At 68.4% G+C, this 16,318-nt stretch carries 13 protein-coding genes; 7 read left to right on the forward strand and 6 right to left on the reverse strand.

Annotation, left to right across the window (positions count from 1 at the left end):
• Nucleotides 1–2 precede the first annotated feature (2 nt).
• Nucleotides 3–1,505 (reverse strand): serine/threonine-protein kinase, encoded by a 1,503-nt coding sequence (locus tag ASD37_RS25200; protein ID WP_056558034.1) that lies wholly within the window; start codon nt 1,503–1,505, stop codon nt 3–5.
• Nucleotides 1,506–1,540: 35 nt separating this feature from the next.
• Here ASD37_RS25200 and ASD37_RS25205 point away from each other — a divergent pair, with 35 nt between their 5' ends.
• The 3 genes from ASD37_RS25205 to ASD37_RS25215 are packed head-to-tail and all read left to right on the forward strand — an operon-like array spanning nt 1,541 to nt 5,277.
• Complete coding sequence (locus ASD37_RS25205; RefSeq protein ID WP_082570402.1) at nt 1,541–2,758, forward strand: glycoside hydrolase family 3 N-terminal domain-containing protein; 1,218 nt, start codon at nt 1,541–1,543, stop codon at nt 2,756–2,758.
• Between the two features lie 28 nt (nt 2,759–2,786).
• Nucleotides 2,787–3,410, forward strand: coding sequence for a TetR/AcrR family transcriptional regulator (locus ASD37_RS25210; protein WP_056558037.1), 624 nt, complete (start codon nt 2,787–2,789; stop codon nt 3,408–3,410).
• Nucleotides 3,411–3,420: 10 nt separating this feature from the next.
• Nucleotides 3,421–5,277, forward strand: coding sequence for an ABC transporter ATP-binding protein (locus ASD37_RS25215; protein ID WP_235568544.1), 1,857 nt, complete (start codon nt 3,421–3,423; stop codon nt 5,275–5,277).
• Here ASD37_RS25215 and ASD37_RS25220 read toward each other — a convergent pair.
• Together ASD37_RS25220 and ASD37_RS25225 are read right to left on the reverse strand one after the other, a co-directional pair.
• On the reverse strand, nt 5,274–6,119 hold the full coding sequence (locus ASD37_RS25220) for a MaoC/PaaZ C-terminal domain-containing protein (protein ID WP_056558040.1): 846 nt from the start codon (nt 6,117–6,119) through the stop codon (nt 5,274–5,276). The genes ASD37_RS25215 and ASD37_RS25220 overlap by 4 nt on opposite strands.
• Before the next feature lies 1 nt (nt 6,120).
• Nucleotides 6,121–7,485, reverse strand: a complete 1,365-nt coding sequence (locus ASD37_RS25225) for a 3-oxoacyl-ACP reductase (RefSeq protein ID WP_056558041.1) — start codon at nt 7,483–7,485, stop codon at nt 6,121–6,123.
• 150 nt (nt 7,486–7,635) lie between these two features.
• Between ASD37_RS25225 and ASD37_RS25230 the strand changes: the two genes are divergently transcribed.
• Nucleotides 7,636–8,955 (forward strand): acetyl-CoA C-acetyltransferase, encoded by a 1,320-nt coding sequence (locus ASD37_RS25230; protein ID WP_056558336.1) that lies wholly within the window; start codon nt 7,636–7,638, stop codon nt 8,953–8,955.
• Between the two features lie 127 nt (nt 8,956–9,082).
• On the forward strand, nt 9,083–9,517 hold the full coding sequence (locus tag ASD37_RS25235; RefSeq protein WP_056558044.1) for an SRPBCC family protein: 435 nt from the start codon (nt 9,083–9,085) through the stop codon (nt 9,515–9,517).
• On the opposite strand, the gene ASD37_RS25240 is transcribed toward ASD37_RS25235, so the two are convergent.
• Nucleotides 9,514–10,635, reverse strand: coding sequence for a TDT family transporter (locus tag ASD37_RS25240; RefSeq protein WP_056558046.1), 1,122 nt, complete (start codon nt 10,633–10,635; stop codon nt 9,514–9,516). The two genes, ASD37_RS25235 and ASD37_RS25240, sit on opposite strands and share 4 nt — an antisense overlap.
• Before the next feature lie 34 nt (nt 10,636–10,669).
• Between ASD37_RS25240 and ASD37_RS25245 the strand changes: the two genes are divergently transcribed.
• The gene (locus tag ASD37_RS25245) at nt 10,670–11,605 is read left to right on the forward strand and encodes a TIGR03564 family F420-dependent LLM class oxidoreductase (RefSeq protein ID WP_056558048.1); all 936 of its coding nucleotides are present in this window, start codon (nt 10,670–10,672) and stop codon (nt 11,603–11,605) included.
• Here the strand turns inward: ASD37_RS25245 and ASD37_RS25250 are convergent, their stop codons facing one another.
• Nucleotides 11,606–13,018, reverse strand: a complete 1,413-nt coding sequence (locus tag ASD37_RS25250) for an alpha/beta hydrolase-fold protein (RefSeq protein ID WP_200959993.1) — start codon at nt 13,016–13,018, stop codon at nt 11,606–11,608.
• Between the two features lie 99 nt (nt 13,019–13,117).
• The gene (locus ASD37_RS25255; RefSeq protein WP_056558050.1) at nt 13,118–14,953 is read right to left on the reverse strand and encodes an acyl-CoA dehydrogenase; all 1,836 of its coding nucleotides are present in this window, start codon (nt 14,951–14,953) and stop codon (nt 13,118–13,120) included.
• Between the two features lie 247 nt (nt 14,954–15,200).
• Between ASD37_RS25255 and ASD37_RS25260 the strand changes: the two genes are divergently transcribed.
• Entirely contained in the window at nt 15,201–16,280 is a 1,080-nt protein-coding gene (locus tag ASD37_RS25260; RefSeq protein WP_056558341.1) for a dihydrodipicolinate reductase, read from the forward strand.
• The last annotated feature ends 38 nt before the right edge of the window (nt 16,281–16,318 follow it).

Consider the following 16,318-nt stretch of genomic DNA (forward strand, 5'->3'; position numbering starts at 1 on the left):
CGTCAGTAGAGGATGACGACCGCGCCGCGGCCGCCGCGGCAGGTGATCCACGGGTCGGCACCCTCTGCCGAACAGGTGACGAAGAAGTCGTCGCCAACGCACGCGGCGCCCTCCGCGCAGGGGATCGCCCCGGCGGCGACGACGGAGCGCGGCTCGCGGCTGGGGTCGGCGGCGTCCCAGTAGGCCTTCAGAACGCTTCCGACGAAGGAGCAGGTGGCGGCGGGACTGCCGCGCACACCCTGGCTGGCCCACCCGGCCTGACCGGTGATCTGGAAACCGCCCTCGCAGTCCTCGCCGGTGGGGTCGGCACCCCGAATCTCGGCTGGCCTTGGCCGGCCGCCTACGCCGGTGATCGGGGCGTCGTCCGGAGTGGACGGCGCCGCGACGCTCGACGACGGCGCGGCAGCATCCGGTCCGGTCTTGTCGTCGCCCCCGCCGCGGACGACGAGCACCACGAGCACGACGACGAGGGCGAGGAGCGCTGCGACTCCGGTGAAGGCCCAGATCCGGCCGTGCCCCGAGGCCGGCGGCTCGTCGAACTCCCGCTCGTCGAACGCGGGCTCCTCGAACCTGCGCTCGTCGAACATCGGCTCTTGCGGGTACGACGGGTCGGCCAGCTGACTGGCGGCCATCGTGGGCGCGAATTCGGGATCGACCTCGGGGCCCACGTCGGCCAAGGGGTCGGGTTCCTCGGCCGACCACGCGGCGACGAAGACCTCGGGCAGGCCGGACCCGGTCGACGGGTTGGCCAGGTGTTCGGTCGGGGCGTGGGCTGCGGGGTCGACGATCGGCTGGGCTTGGGTGGCCGCGGTGGCGGCGTCGCGCAGCGCGGCCGCGAAGTCCAGGCACGCGTCGAATCGCTGCCGTGGGTCTGCTGCCATCGCCCGCAGCAACGCGGGATCGTAGGCGGCCAGATCCTGCCGGGTCTCTCCCAGCGGGCGGCCGTTCGGCGGTGTACCGCTCAGCAGGTGGTAGGCCGTGGCGGCGAGGCCGTACTGGTCGGTTCTGGCGTCGTCGTCGCCCCGGGGAACGCCGAAGTCGGTCAGCAGCGCCCGTCGGCGTGGCTCGTTGGTCAGCAGGATGCTGGCCGCCGTGACGTCGCCGTGGGCCAACCGGCGGGCGTGCGCGTGGTCGAGCGCGTCGGCGATCGAGGTGACGATGTCGAGGACCTGATCGGCGGGCATGCCGGTGTCGTACCGGTCGCGCACCAACGCGCCGGCGTTGGTGCCGTCCACGAAGTCCGTCGACAGCCACAGCAGTCCCTGGAACTCGCCGTGCTCGTGGATGCCGACGACGTGTGGGTGCCACAGCGTCGCAGCCATGTCGGCGCGGCGGTGGAATAGGGCCCGAAATTGAGGGTCGGCGGACACGGAGGCGGGCAGCACCCGAAGTGCGTCCTGGCGGAGCCGCGGATGCGCGGTCAGGTACACCGTGCCGCTGGCGCCCTCGCCGAGTTGGCGAACCACGGTGTACCCCGCGAACACGTCCCCGGATCGCAGCGGCATGCCCCGGAGATTACCCAGCCGCTACGATTCGCCCCATGCCGTTGGGTCGTACCGCAGGAGATGACTCGACGGGTTCAAGCCAGCGGAAGACCGTCGTGTCGATCGTTCTCGCGGTGCTCGTCATCGCCGGGGTCGTGGTGGCTGGCGTGTACTTCGTCAAGAACCGCGACGTGACAGCCACCGCCCCGTCGTCGACTCCGAGCCCCACCCCGTTGCCCGCCGCGGAACCACCCGTCTGCGGTGAGGGTGACGCGCTGCTGGCGGCGATGTCGACCCGCGACAAGCTCGCCCAGCTGCTGATGGTCGGCGTCACGGGCGCCGACGACGCGCGAGCGGTCGTGGCCAACGATCACGTCGGCGGCATCATGATCGGCAGCTGGACCGATCTGACGATGCTCGGCGATCCGCTCAAGGAGATCGCCGCCGCGGCGGGCCCGCTGCCGCTGGCGGTGAGCACCGACGAAGAGGGTGGCCGGGTCTCGCGACTGAAGAGCCTGATCGGGGTCCAGGAGTCGGCCCGCGTCCTCGGCAAGACGGTGACGCCTGCCGACGTCCACGACATCGCGCTGGCGCGCGGCAAGGCGATGAAGGACCTGGGCATCACCGTCGACTTCGCGCCCGACGCCGACGTGTCCGACCAGGGCGACGACACCGTGATCGGCGACCGCTCCTTCAGCGACGACCCGCAGAAGGTCACCGAGTACGCCGGCGCCTATGCGCGAGGACTGCTCGAAGCCGGAGTGACGCCGGTGCTGAAGCACTTTCCCGGTCACGGTCACGCGTCCGGCGACTCGCACGAGGGTGGCGTCGTCACACCGCCGCTGTCGGAGCTGATGAACGACGACCTGGTGCCGTACCGCGAGCTGGCGCAGCTGCCCGGCACCGCGGTCATGGTCGGCCACATGCAGGTGCCAGGGCTCACCGGAACCGACCCGGCGAGCCTGAACCCCGCCGCCTATGACCTGCTGCGCACCGGCGGGTACGGCGGCCTGCCGTTCAACGGCGTGGTGTTCACCGACGACATCTCCAGCATGGGCGCGATCAACCAGAACTACACCGTCGCGCAGGCCGCCCTCAAGGCACTTCAGGCGGGCGCCGACATCGCGCTGTGGATCACCACCGACGAGGTCCCCGGGGTGCTCGACGCGCTCGAGGCCGCCGTCACCGCCGGCGAGTTGGACCCGAAGAGGGTCGACGCCTCGGTGCTGCGAATCGCGGCGCTGAAGGGGAAGAGTCCCCTCTGCGGAGGCTGAACGCCGTCCGATTGCCTAGTCTGTCCTGATGGCAGGTGGAACGAAGCGATTGCCGCGCGCGGTGCGCGAGCAGCAGATGCTCGACGCTGCCGTTCAGATGTTCTCGGTGAACGGCTATCACGAGACGTCGATGGACGCGATCGCCGCCCAGGCCGAGATCTCCAAGCCGATGCTCTACCTGTACTACGGCTCCAAGGAAGAGCTGTTCGGCGCGTGCCTCGACCGGGAGCTGGCCCGGTTCGTCGACACCGTCCGCGGTGAGATCGACTTCAGCCAGCCCGCGCGGGAACTGTTGCGCAACGCGGTGGTCGCGTTCTTGAGCTACATCGACACCAATCGGGCGTCGTGGATGGTGCTGTACACCCAGGCCACCAGCTCGCAGGCGTTCTCCCACACCGTGCGCGAAGGCCGCGAGCGCATCGTCGACCTCGTCGGCAGGCTGCTGCAGTCCGGAACGCGCAACCCCGAGCCGGACACCGACTTCGACATGATGGCCGTCGCGTTGGTGGGTGCCGGCGAGGCGGTGGCCACCCGGGTCAGCACCGGTGACGCCGGAGTCCACGAGGCCGCGGAGCTGATGATCAACCTGTTCTGGCGTGGTCTGAAGGGCAGACCTGCCGATACCCCGGCGGTACCCGCAGCCAGCGGCTAGCGTTTCGACCGTGGAGGTCGCAGAGCCCGTCACACCCGCGATGAGGCCCGACCGTCTCATCCGCCGAAGTCTGGGCATGCTTCCGGCCGTTCGCAGTTCGATTGCGGCGCTGTTCGTCGTCGGTGCCCTGGCGTCGGCCCTGCCGTACGTCAGCGCCGCGGCCTTCGGCCCGATGATGCAGGTCGTCGCCGACGCGGGCACGAACGGAAACCTCACCGGCGTATGGGATATGCGGGGACCGCTGGTTGCGCGGTCCGACGGTCCGCTGAGCGAGGTGGCCGGTTCGGTTCCGTTCGCGGTGCTGTTGACGGTGTGGGCCGGCGCGCTGGTGCTGACTCAGCTGATGTACCTGGTGAACGCCTGGGTGGGCACCAAGGTCGAGCGGGTACTGGTCACCGACATCCGACAACGGGTGCACGATCATCTCCAGACGCTGTCGCTGGACTTCTTCACCGCCTCTCAAAGCGGCGCGTTGATGCACCGCGTGACCGCGGAATCCGCTGGAGTGCAACGACTTCTGACGGATTGTCTGATGCCCCCGTTGATCGACACCGTCGTGCTGCTGGTGGCGGTTTGCTACCTGGTGGCGCTGTCATGGCAGATGACGGTGGCCGCGTTGGTCCTCACGCCGGTGGCGCTGCTGGTGCTGAGATACGCCGGCCGGTACGTGCAGGCGGCGGTGCGTCGCACGATGGACGCGGATCGGGCGATGGGCGCCGAGCTCGAACAAACCGTCAGCGGTATCGCCGAGATTCAGCTGTTCAACGCGCAACCGGTGCGCAGCAGACGTTTTCGGGCCGTCTCCGACGAGGCGGCCAAGAGCGAGGCGTCGACGGTGATGTGGATGCAGGCCACCGCCAACGGATCTCAGGTGTTCGTCGCGGTGAGCACCGTCGTGGTGTTGTTGGTCGGCATCGGGTTCAGTTCGAGTTTCGGGTTGACGTTCGCAGGCCTGATGGTCTTCGCGGGCATGGTGCCGACGATGTTCGGTGCGGCGCAACGGGTCATGGGTGCCTACACCACCTATCAGTCGGTGTCGCCGAGTGCCGCGTCGACCTATGAGTTGCTCGACACCCGCCCCACGGTTCGGGAGTCCCCGGGTGCCACCGAACTCGGGGAGGTCCGTGGAAACCTCGTCTTCGAGGACGTCGCGTTCGGTTACACGCCGACGCAACGGGTGCTCGACGGGCTGTCGTTCTCGATCGCCGAGGGCGAGACGGTGGCGCTCGTCGGCGGCATCGGGTCTGGCAAGTCCACGGTGTACAACTTGCTGCTGCGCTTCCTCGACCCGCAGCGGGGGCGAATACTGCTCGACGGCCACCCGATCGACGAGGTCACCATCGCCTCGCTGCGGGAACAGGTGTCCAAGCTGGCCCAGTTCCCGTTCTTTACCAAGGACACGATCCGCGAGAACATCCGCTTGGCCCGGCCGGAGGCCACCGACGCCGAGATCGAGCAAGCGTGCGTTCGCGCCAACGTGCACGCCGTAATCACCGATCCGAAAAAGATGTACGACGGGTACGACACGGTGGTCGACGTGCAGGTGCCCTCCGGTGGGCAGAAACGCTTGATTGCCTTGGCGCGCTGCCTGTTACGGACACCAGAGGTGTTGCTGCTCGACGAGCCCACCGAGAATTTGGACGCCGATCAGCGTGCGCTCCTCACCGGCGTGATCCGCGGCTACGCCAAGGACCGCACCTGTCTGGTGATCAGCCACGACATGGACTTCATCGCCGCGGTCGCCGACCGCATCCTGGTGATCGAGGAAGGGCGCATCGCCCAGCAGGGCGACCACCACGCGTTGATCGCCGCGGGTGGTCCGTACAAACGGCTGTACGAGGCGCAGAACGTCGCCCTGCCGTCCTAGAGCGCCCGGACGGTTCCCGTCAGGTGTGGGTAGCCCTTCGAGAGGTTGCGCAGCGTCAGGTCCCAGCCGTCGGCGACGCGCTCGGTGTAGAGCCCGACGCGCGCGGGCAGCAGCACCGGCTTGCCGAAGCGCACCGAGTACTTCACGGCACCGGGCAGCTGCCCCTCGACGTTCGCCAATACGGCTGCGGCGGTGAACATTCCGTGTGCGATCGACGACGGGAACCCGAACAGCTTCGCGCCGATCGAGCTGGTGTGGATCGGGTTGTGGTCCCCGCTGACCGACGCGTAGTGCCTGATCTGGCCCGGGGTGATCTGAATCATGGCGTTCGGCGGCGGCAACTTCTGCTGCTTGCGCGGCTGCTCCGGCTTCGGCTCGTCGGAGAGGCTGGTCCGCTGCTGGTGCAGGAACGTCGTCACCTGCTGCCAGGCGACCTCGTTGCCGACGCTGATCTCGGTGATCAGGTCGACCAGCAGACCCTTGCGGTGCTCGCGGAGGTTCTCCGCGTGCACCTTGACGTCCACCGTGTCGGTGACCGCGATGGGCCGATACTGGGTGATCTCGTTCTCGACGTGTACCGAACCCATTGCGGCGAACGGAAAGTCGAAGCCGCTCACCAACGACATCACCGACGGGAAGGTCAGCGCGAACGGGTAGGTCAGCGGCACGGTATCGCCGAACCGCAACCCCGTCACCGCGGCGTACTCGGACACGTTGGCCGGGTTGATTGCGAGGTCGGTGATGGTGACCGTGCGGTCGGGCAGTGAGCTGCCCCGCGAGACGAACGGCAGGGCTCCTGCGGCCGCCAACGCCATGTTCTTCAGGCCACTTGGTTGGGTCACGTCACGCCCCCAAGAGGGCTTGGCCGCACACCCGAATGGTGTTGCCGGTGACGGCGTTCGACGCAGGGCTGGCGAAGTAGGCGATGGCCTCGGCGACGTCGACCGGCTGGCCGCCCTGGAACAGGGAGTTGAGGCGGCGCCCCACCTCGCGGGTGGCCAGGGGGATGGCCTCGGTCATCTTGGTCTCGATGAAACCCGGTGCGACGGCGTTGATGGTGATGCCCTTCTCACCGAAGACGGGTGCCAACGCCTGCGTCATCCCGATCATGCCTGCCTTGGTGGCGGCGTAGTTGGTCTGGCCGCGGTTGCCTGCGATGCCCGCCATCGAGGACAGTCCGACGACGCGGCCACCCTCGCCGATGATGCCGCCCTCCACCAGGCCCTGTGCCAACCGTTGCGGGGCAAGCAGATTGACCGCGACTACGGAGTCCCAGCGGCCATCGTCCATGTTGGCGAGCAGCTTGTCGCGGGTGATGCCTGCGTTGTTGACCAGGACGTCGGCCTTGCCTCCGTTGTGGTCGCCGTAGTGCTCGCGCAGGTGCTCGGTGATGCGGTCGACGGCGTCGGCCGCGGTGACGTCGAGGGCCAGCGCCGTCCCGCCGACCTTGGTGGCGGTCTCGGCAAGGGCGTCGGCGGCCCCCTCCACGTCGATGGCGACCACCTTCGCGCCGTCACGGACGAACACCTTGGCGATCTCGGCGCCGATGCCTCTCGCGGCTCCGGTGATCAAGGCGACCTTGCCGTCGAGCGGCTTGTCCCAGTCGGCGGGCGGCACCGCATCCTGGGCGTCGACGTAGAACACCTGGGCGTCGACGTAGGCGGACTTGGCCGACAGCAGGAACCGGACGGTGGACTCCAGGCCGGTGGCGGCGGGCTTGGCATCGGCGGCCAGGTAGACCAATCCGATGGTGGCCCCGCGCTGCAGCTCCTTGCCGAGTGAGCGGGTGAAGCCCTCGAGCGCGCGCTGGGCGATGCGTTCGTCGACGCCGCCGGTCTGGTCGGGCGTCGTGCCGACGACGACGACGCGGCCGCTCGGGCCGAGGTTGCGCAGCAGCGGGGTGAAGAAGTCGCGCAGCGCCTTGAGGCCCTCGGGGGTGGTGATGCCGGTGGCGTCGAAGAGCAGCCCGCCGAACGTGTCGGCCCAGCGGCCGCCGGCGTTGTTGCCGACCAGGTCGTAGTCCTCGGCGAGGGCGTTGCGCAGCGGTTCGGCCACCCGGCCCTCGCCGCCGATCAGGAGCGCGCCGGCGAGCGGTGGCTCGCCCGCCCGGTAGCGGCGCAGGGTCTCCGGCTGCGGAACGCCGAGTTGCTTGGCCAGGAACGAGCCAGGACCGGAGTTGACCACTTGCGAGAACAGGTCGGAAGCCACAGAGCTGCCTTTCGAGGAGACGGGTAGTGCGTGCGGGAGTGGGGTACCCAGGAGCGCGCGAGATTGTCGTATCGATCACGAACTTACTCCAGAGTAAGAACGGTGGGTAGTATGACCCTCGACACCAGCAACCACATTCAAGCAACGGAGATGAACGTGGCCGACACCCAGTCGCCAAGCAAGGCAGCCCGACGAGTAGCCATCCTCGGCGGAAACCGGATCCCCTTCGCGCGCTCCGACGGCGCCTACGCCAACGCGTCGAATCAGGACATGTTCACTGCCGCGCTCGGCGGACTCGTCGACCGGTTCGGCCTGAAGGGCGAGCGCATCGGCGCCGTCGTCGGCGGAGCCGTCCTCAAGCACAGCCGCGACTTCAACCTCATGCGGGAATGCGTGCTCGGCAGCGCCCTGTCCCCGTACACCCCGGCGTACGACCTGCAACAGGCCTGCGGCACGGGTCTGCAGTCGGCCATCGCGGTGGCCAACGGCATCGCGCTCGGGCAGTACGACTCGGGCATCGCCGGTGGCGTCGACACCACCTCCGACGCACCCATCGCCTTCGGCGACGACCTGCGCCGCGTCCTGCTCGGCCTGCGCCGCGCGAAGTCCAACGTCGACCGGCTCAAGCTGGTCGGCAAGCTGCCCGCCGCCGTCGGCGTCGAGATCCCGACCAACGGCGAGCCGCGCACCGGGCTGTCGATGGGCGAGCACGCCGCCATCACCGCCAAGGAGTTCGGCGTCAAACGCGTCGACCAGGACGCCCTCGCCGCGGCCAGCCACCAGAAGATGGCCGCCGCCTACGACCGCGGCTTCTTCGACGACCTGGTCAGCCCGTTCCTCGGCCTGTACCGCGACAACAACCTGCGCGCCGATTCGACGGCCGAGAAGCTGGCCAAGCTCAAGCCCGTCTTCGGTGTGAAGAACGGCGACGCCACCATGACGGCGGGCAACTCGACACCGCTCACCGACGGCGCCTCGGTTGCCCTGCTGGCCAGCGAGGAGTGGGCGCAGGCGCACTCGCTGCCGGTGCTGGCGTACTTCGTCGACGGGGAGACCGCCGCGGTCGACTACGTCAACGGCCCCGACGGTCTTCTGATGGCGCCCACGTACGCGGTGCCGCGGCTGCTGGCCCGAAACGGGTTGACGCTGCAGGACTTCGACCTCTACGAGATCCACGAGGCGTTCGCCTCGGTGGTGCTCGCGACGCTGAACGCGTGGGAGTCCGAGGAGTACTGCAAGGAGCGGCTGGGTCTCGACGCCGCGCTGGGCAGCGTCGACCGGTCCAAGCTCAACGTCAACGGATCCTCATTGGCGGCAGGCCACCCGTTCGCGGCCACCGGCGGTCGCATCGTCGCGCAGCTGGCCAAGCAGCTCGCCGAGAAGAAGGCCGCGACGGGCAAGCCAGTGCGCGGGCTCATCTCGATCTGCGCGGCAGGCGGCCAGGGCGTCACCGCAATCCTGGAGGCGTGATCTTCCGGGTGTAACGCCCCGCGACCACGCGTCGATATGTCCAGTAGCTCCGTGTTGCCGTCAGCCCCCCCGACCCGACGGCAACACGGGGCTCTTTTCATGCCCCGGCCCGATACGATCAGCGTTCATGGTCCAGATCCGCGTCGAACGCACCATTGCCGCGCCCCAGGAGCGAGTCTTCGACTGGCTGGCCGATCCGCGCGGTCTGACTGCTGCGCCGCTGGTGCTCAGGGCCGGCTTCGCGAAGGGCTGGTCGGCCCCGGAAGTTGGCGCACTCCGTGAGGTGATCGGGGTCGGAATGTGGTTCCGCGAGGAGATGACGGCCGTCGACGCGCCGAATTCCTACTCGTACCTGATCGTGCGGTCCTTCCCGCCGTTCGACCACGACGGCGGCACCCTGACGTGCCGTCCCGAAGGCGATGGCACGCACGTGGACTGGGTCAGCACGTACTCGCATCCGACGCGCGGGGGAGGCAAGCTGCTCGAGGCGGTCAGCGCCCCGCTGCTGCGGTCGAGCTTCCAGGCCATCCTCGCCGGCTGCGCCAAGGCGCTCGAACGCTAGGCCGGCGGCGGATCCTTCCTCGCCTTGACCGGCCCCGCGTTGGCCGGCGGTGGGACGAAGAGATTCCCTCGGACGCTCCCGCGGGCCGTCCACACCGCGACGAGACCCCAGGTGCACAGCAGTCCTCCGTACGCGACGGCGGCCGCCACCTTGAACGCCGGCAGGCCGGTGTGCACCGCCAACTGCGTGGTGCCCGTCACGAACGTGCCGACGGGGAACGTCAGGCTCCACCACGTCAGCGCGAACGGCATGCCGCGACGCAGCGTGCGCACGGTCAACTCCGTCGCCAACACGATCCACAGCAGCGCGAATCCCCATACGGGCACGCCGAACAGGACCGCGAAGACGTTCATCGCACCGGCCAGCTCGGGTGGCACGGCCAGCGCCGCGACGCCACCGAGCAGGCCCGCCGCCGTGATGCCCTGCCCCAGCGGTCCCAACACGATCCACAGCGTCGGGACCCGAGCCGTGCCGGACGTGCCGTAGAGGGCGAGCCTGCTCCAGATCATGCTGATGATGATCAGCGCCGCGAACAGCGACAACCCGAACATGGCGTAGCAGCCGTAGAGCATCGTGGTGCGTCCGGTGCCGGGGGCCATGTGCGGGATCAGCAGCGCGCCAGCGGCTGCGGACACCATCGGCGGGACGACCGGCATCAGCCAGCCGCCGAACGCCGCATCGGGTTCCACGTTGTGCTGGGTGAACATCAGATAGGGAATCGTCGCGGCGGTGAACAGCCCCCCGACGGTGCCCGTCGTCCAGAGCACCCAGGCAAGGTCGACCGCGACGCGGGTTCCGATCAGATCCTTGCCGACCAGGAGCGCCCCCGATCCGACGGTCATCAGCGCCATCGGGGCCGCTCCGAAGAAGTGGGCCATCTGCGGATTCCGGGAATGGGTCCGCACCATCGTCGGATGACGGAACCGCTGCACTGTCACCGCGACGAGCAGCACCATCAGCAGCACCGTGGCGACCACCCACACCGCCCGGGAGAAAACGTGCAGACCCGGGACGTGGATGGGTAGCCCGGCGCCCGCGGTCGCCACGATGCCGGTGCCCATCACCGACGCGAACCAGTTCGGCCCAAGATTCTGCAGTCGCGCGGCCTCAGTGGTCATGGCTCGTCATTGAACAGGACGCACTCGTGCTTCGATGGACACCGTGCAGATCTCCATGTTCGGTCAACTCGGCGATGCGGGCAGTTCCAATCCGGTCGACGCCTGCGTGCGCAACGTCGCCCAGTTGCACGACGAAGGCTTCCGTCGGCTGTGGATGAGCCAAATGCCCTATGAGCCAGACCTTTTGACGATTCTTGCGGTGGCGCTACGCGAGGTGCCCGACATCGAGGTCGCCAGCGGGGTGGTGCCCATCCAGAATCAGCACCCCATGCAGATGGCGCAGCGCGCGCTGACCGTCAGCCTGGTGTCGGGCGGGCGATTCATCCTGGGCGTCGGCATGACTCATCAGGCCGTCACCGAAGGCATGTGGGGCATCCCGTGGGACAAGCCGGTGCGCAGGCTCAACGAATACCTCGACGGTCTGCTGCCGCTTCTGGCGGGTGAGGCCGCCGACGCGACCGGTCAGATCGTCACCACCAGAGGCGCCCTGATGATCGCCGGAGCCCCGAAGCCCGACGTCTACATCGCGGCTCTCGGTCCGCAGTTGCTGAGGATTGCCGGTCGCCGGACGGCGGGCACGTGCACCTGGATGACGGGGCCGAAGACGCTCGCCGGCCACGTCAGCCCCACGTTGCGGCAGGCGGCCGCCGACGCGGGACGCCCCGAGAACGCGGTCCGGGTGGTGGCCGCGCTACCGGTGAGCGTCACCGACGACGTCGACGGCGCCCGCAAGCTCGCCGCACAGCAGTTCTCGATGTACGGCGTGCTTCCGTCCTACCGCGCCATGCTCGATCGCGAGGGCTACGCCGGTCCCGAGGACGCCGCGATCATCGGCGACGAGGCGACCGTCAGGGATCGGCTCGCCGAACTGAAGGCGGCCGGCGTCGACGAATACGTCGGTGCCACATTCGATCCGTCGCCAGAGGGGCGGGCCCGCACGCGGGCGGTGCTCCGCGAACTCGACGACTGATCAGACTCGCGCGACCGGTGCCCCCGCGGGCAGTGGGACGGGCTGGACGCCGGGAGTGTGGATCGCCCCCGCGAGCCATGGCAGTGCGGCGGTGAACACCTGCGTCGCCAACGGCCAGTCGTGGCGGCCCGTCGTCGGCACCACCGAGCACGTGATGCCCTTGGCCTTGCCGAGCCCGCACAGCGTGTTGGCGGCCTGCGTCTGATCGGTGGGCATGCCGTCCGCGTCGCGGCCGCCGAGCCCGACGGCGCCCTCGCTGTGGGGCATGTTGAACTTCTTCGGCGCGTCGGTGGAAATGGCGAACCAGCCCGAGACGCCTTGGTAAGGACCGTGTTTGGCCATGACGGTCGCCGGGTCGAACTGCGCCCAGGCCGCGTCGCTGCCGCCGTAGAGCCGGGCCACGGTTTGGTCCTTGGTGCCGGCGTTGGGACCCGTGTCGCCCGCGATGTCGACGAAGTGGGAGAACAGTTCGGGATGCATGACGGTCAGGTCGACGGCGCAAGTGCCGCCCATCGACCAGCCGACGATGCCCCAGTCCGAGCTGGCCGAGCTGGTGCCGAAGGTGGCGTTGACGTAGGGCACCACGTCCTTGGTGAGGTGGTCGGCGACGTTGCCGCGGGTGCCGTTGACGCATTCGGTGTCATTGTTGAACGAACCGCCGGAGTCGACGAAGACCAGCACGGGTGCGTTGCCGCCGTGGGATTGGGCGAAGGAGTCGACGATGGACGCGGCGTTGCCGGTGCGAAGCCAGTCGGCCGGGGTGTTGAACTCACCGCCGATCATCATCACCACGGGCAGCTTGGGTGCCGGGTTGGACGAGAACCACCGCGGGGGCAGGTAGACGAGCTCGGTCCGGTGCTTGAATCCCGATGCGGTCGAAGGAATGTCGACCGGCACCACGCTGCCGTGGTCGAGCACCGTCCCGGCCTTCTGCATGGCGGTCACGGTGTCGAGGTCGGTTTCGTCGGGCAGCGGGCCCGCGGTCAGTTGGTTCCAGGCGATCTGGACGGTGGGGAAGTAGCCCACCCAGGTGTTGAGCGCCAGGCCCGTACTCAGGAGGCACAGGGGGACGGCGGCCACCGCGGCGACGCGGCGCCACTTGACCCCGCGCCAGCCGAATATCGCTGCGGCGAGCGCGAATCCGGTCAACCCGGTCCACACCCACAGCGAGTCGGGTGCCGGATCACCCGCCATGCCCTGGGAGTCCACGTACCAGTGCGCCCACGCGGCCGCAGCGATGCCGACCAAGACGGCGACGGGCAGCCAGATCAGCCACCAGCGACGCGTTCGCCAGCCAAGCGCTGCGAGCAACACCACGATCGCGACGATCTGCACCGTCAGCGGCAACCAGCCCTGCAGCAGCGACAGTCCGTGGCGGTAGGGCGCGGGGGCATCGGCGGCCAAGAAGTGCACGGTTCCATCGTGGCAACCCAACCTGGGCGGTTGCTGTTCGGAGGTTATGAAACGCAAGAGGCCCCCGCCGTAGCGGGGGCCTCGAGTGCGGGAAACGACTTAGAACGCAGCCTCGTCGAGTTCCATCACTTCGTTGTCGATGTTGTCGAGCACCGTACGGGTGCTGGCCAGCAGGGGCAGGAAGTTCTTCGCGAAGAACGACGCGACGGCGATCTTGCCCTCGTAGAAGGACTTGTCCGCACCGGTGACGCCCTTGTCGAGCGCGTCGATGGCGACGACGGCCTGCTTCTGCAGCAGCCAGCCGAGCACCAGGTCGCCGACGCTCATGAGGAAGCGCACCGAGCCGAGGCCGACCTTGTAGATGTTGGCCGAATCCTCCTGCGCCGACATCAGGTAGCCGGTCAGCGTGGCCGCCATGCCCTGGACGTCTGCCAGCGCGTTGGCGAGCAGTTCACGCTCGGCCTTGAGGCGGCCGTTGCCGGACTCGTTCTTGACGAACTGCTCGATCTCGTTCGCAACGTAGCCCAGCGCAACACCCTTGTCGCGGACGATCTTCCGGAAGAAGAAGTCCTGCGCCTGGATGGCGGTGGTGCCCTCGTACAGCGAGTCGATCTTGGCGTCGCGGATGTACTGCTCGACCGGGTAGTCCTGCAGGAAGCCGGAACCGCCGAAGGTCTGCAGGCTCTCGGTCAGCTTGGCGTAGGCCTGCTCCGAGCCGACACCCTTGACGATCGGGAGCAGCAGGTCGTTGACCTTGCCGGCCAGCTCGGGGTCGACCCCGTGGACGGCCTTGGCGACCTCGGCGTCCTGGAACGTCGCGGTGTAGAGGTACAGCGCGCGAAGCGATTCCGCGTACGCCTTCTGGGTCATCAGCGACCGGCGCACGTCGGGGTGATGCGTGATGGACACGCGAGGCGCGGTCTTGTCGGTCATCTGGGTCAGGTCGGCGCCCTGGATGCGGCTCTTGGCGTACTCGAGCGCGTTGAGGTAGCCGGTCGAGAGCGTGGCGATGGCCTTGGTGCCCACCATCATTCGAGCCTGCTCGATGACCTCGAACATCTGCGCGATGCCGTTGTGCACCTCGCCGACGAGCCAACCGACGGCCGGGGTGCCGTGCTGGCCGAGCGACAGCTCACACGTCGCGGAGACCTTGAGGCCCATCTTGTGCTCGAGGTTGGTGACGTAGACGCCGTTGCGCTCGCCGGGCTCACCGGTCTCGAAGTCGAAGTGGTACTTCGGCACGAAGAACAGCGAAAGACCCTTGGTGCCGGGACCGGCGCCCTCGGGGCGGGCCAGCACGAGGTGCAGGATGTTCTCGCCGAGGTCGTCGGCGTCACCGGAGGTGATGAAGCGCTTCACGCCGTCCAGGTGCCACGTGCCGTCGGCCTGCGGGACGGCCTTGGTGCGGCCTGCGCCGACGTCGGAACCGGCGTCGGGCTCGGTGAGCACCATGGTCGAGGTCCAGCCGCGCTCGGCAGCCAGGATGGCCCACTTCTTCTGCTCTTCGGTGGCCTGGTTGTACATGATCTGCGCGAAACCGGCGCCCATCGAGTACATGTAGACGGCCGGGTTGGCGCCGAGGACGCTCTCCATCAGGGCCCATTGCAGCGCGCGGGGCATCGGCATGCCGCCGAGCTCCTCGTTGAGGCCGATCTTGTCCCAGCCGCCGTCGATGATGGTACGGACCGACTTCTTGAACGCCGCGGGCAGCGTCACGGTGTGGGTCTCGGGGTCGAACACTGGCGGGTTGCGATCACCGTCGGCGAACGAATCGGCGATGGGTCCCTCGGCCAACCGGGTGATCTCGGCCAGCATCTCCCGCGCGGTGTCGCCGTCGAGGTCGCCGTACGGCCCCTCGCCGAGCACCTTGTCCATGCCGAACACCTCGAAGAGGTTGAACAGCTGGTCACGGACGTTGCTCTTGTAGTGGCTCACGAATTCTCCTCGATGAGATGGCGTCTGCGGTTGGGTACTTGGGCTAAGTTACCCACCAGTAACTGCAGCCAACTATACCGGCTGGTAACTTGTTCGCAAAGCAGTGTCGAGCAAATATGTGCTGGCTAACCAACCCGACGGTTGATTGGGCGGCCGGATGACTCTGATTATGGCACCTGAGCTGCGAAAACCGCCAGATGTGATGTCTGCCACTAGCTGCCCCAGCATGCCCGCTAGGGTGAGGCGCATGAGGCGCGTGGTGGTATGGGGCACGGGAAACATGGGCTCGACGGCGATCCGGTCCACGCTGGCGTTTCCCGGGCTGGAACTGGGCGGGGTGATCACCTCCTCGGCGGACAAGGTGGGCCGCGACGCCGCCAGTTTTGCCGGCCTCGACGCGGAGACCGGAATCCTCGCCACGACCGACGTCGACTCCGCGCTCGCAACCTGCGACGCGGTCGCCTACATGGCCTCCGGCGACATTCGCCCCGACGACGCCGTCGCCGACATCGAGCGCTGCCTACGGGCCGGCGCGCACGTCGTGACGCCGTCGCTGTACTCCCTCTACGACCCGCGCTCCGCACCTCGGGAATGGGTCGACCGCCTGACCGCCGCCGCCGAGGAGGGCGGGTCCACCCTGCTGGTCAGCGGCGTCGACCCGGGTTGGGCCAACGACGCGCTCGCCGTGATGGCCGCCGGGCTGTGCACGCGCATCAAGACCATCCACTGCCAGGAGATCTTCGACTACTCGACCTACGACCAACCGCACGCCGTCCGCGTCAGCTGCGGTTTCGGTGGCGCCATGGACGAGACCCCGATGATGCTGCTGCCGTCGATCCCGACGATGGTCTGGGGCGGCAACATCCGGCTCATCGGACGGGGCCTCGGTCTCGAGATCGACGACATCACCGAGGTCGTCGAACGGCTGCCGCTCGACGAGACGGTCGAGAACGTCATGGGCCGCTTCGAGAAGGGCACGCAAGGCGCGTTCCGGCTGAAGATCATCGGCTGGGCCGACGGCAAGCAGCGCATCGTCGTCGACCACATCACCCGCATCGACCCGGCCTGCGCGCCGGACTGGCCGCAGCCCGACGAGGGCGTCGGCGACCACCGCGTGATCGTCGACGGCGACCCCCAGCTGACCATCGTCAGCCGGGCCGACGTGCCGGGAGGCACCAGGGCCGACGGTGGCAACACCACCGCCGCCAACCGGCTGCTCGGCGCCGTCGAGTGGCTGGCGACCCAGAAGCCGGGCATCTACGACGGCCTCGACGTGCCGTTGCACACGCCGCTGCCCGACGAGGTCGAGGCCACCCGCTGGGCCTAGCGCGTGATTTGTGGAGTCTGAGCAGCGGTCAGCGCCGC

It is taken from the genome of Mycobacterium sp. Root135 (genome assembly GCF_001426545.1).
Classification (GTDB): domain Bacteria; phylum Actinomycetota; class Actinomycetes; order Mycobacteriales; family Mycobacteriaceae; genus Mycobacterium.

What these genes read in the sequence shown, in the direction of transcription:
- ASD37_RS25240 (WP_056558046.1), bottom strand. Translation starts at nt 10,635, where the DNA reads ATGACCACTGAGGCCGCGCGACTGCAGAATCTTGGGCCGAACTGGTTC.
- ASD37_RS25205 (WP_082570402.1), top strand. Translation starts at nt 1,541, where the DNA reads ATGCCGTTGGGTCGTACCGCAGGAGATGACTCGACGGGTTCAAGCCAG.
- ASD37_RS25235 (WP_056558044.1), top strand. Translation starts at nt 9,083, where the DNA reads ATGGTCCAGATCCGCGTCGAACGCACCATTGCCGCGCCCCAGGAGCGA.
- ASD37_RS25230 (WP_056558336.1), top strand. Translation starts at nt 7,636, where the DNA reads ATGAACGTGGCCGACACCCAGTCGCCAAGCAAGGCAGCCCGACGAGTA.
- ASD37_RS25210 (WP_056558037.1), top strand. Translation starts at nt 2,787, where the DNA reads ATGGCAGGTGGAACGAAGCGATTGCCGCGCGCGGTGCGCGAGCAGCAG.
- ASD37_RS25245 (WP_056558048.1), top strand. Translation starts at nt 10,670, where the DNA reads ATGGACACCGTGCAGATCTCCATGTTCGGTCAACTCGGCGATGCGGGC.
- ASD37_RS25260 (WP_056558341.1), top strand. Translation starts at nt 15,201, where the DNA reads ATGAGGCGCGTGGTGGTATGGGGCACGGGAAACATGGGCTCGACGGCG.
- ASD37_RS25200 (WP_056558034.1), bottom strand. Translation starts at nt 1,505, where the DNA reads ATGCCGCTGCGATCCGGGGACGTGTTCGCGGGGTACACCGTGGTTCGC.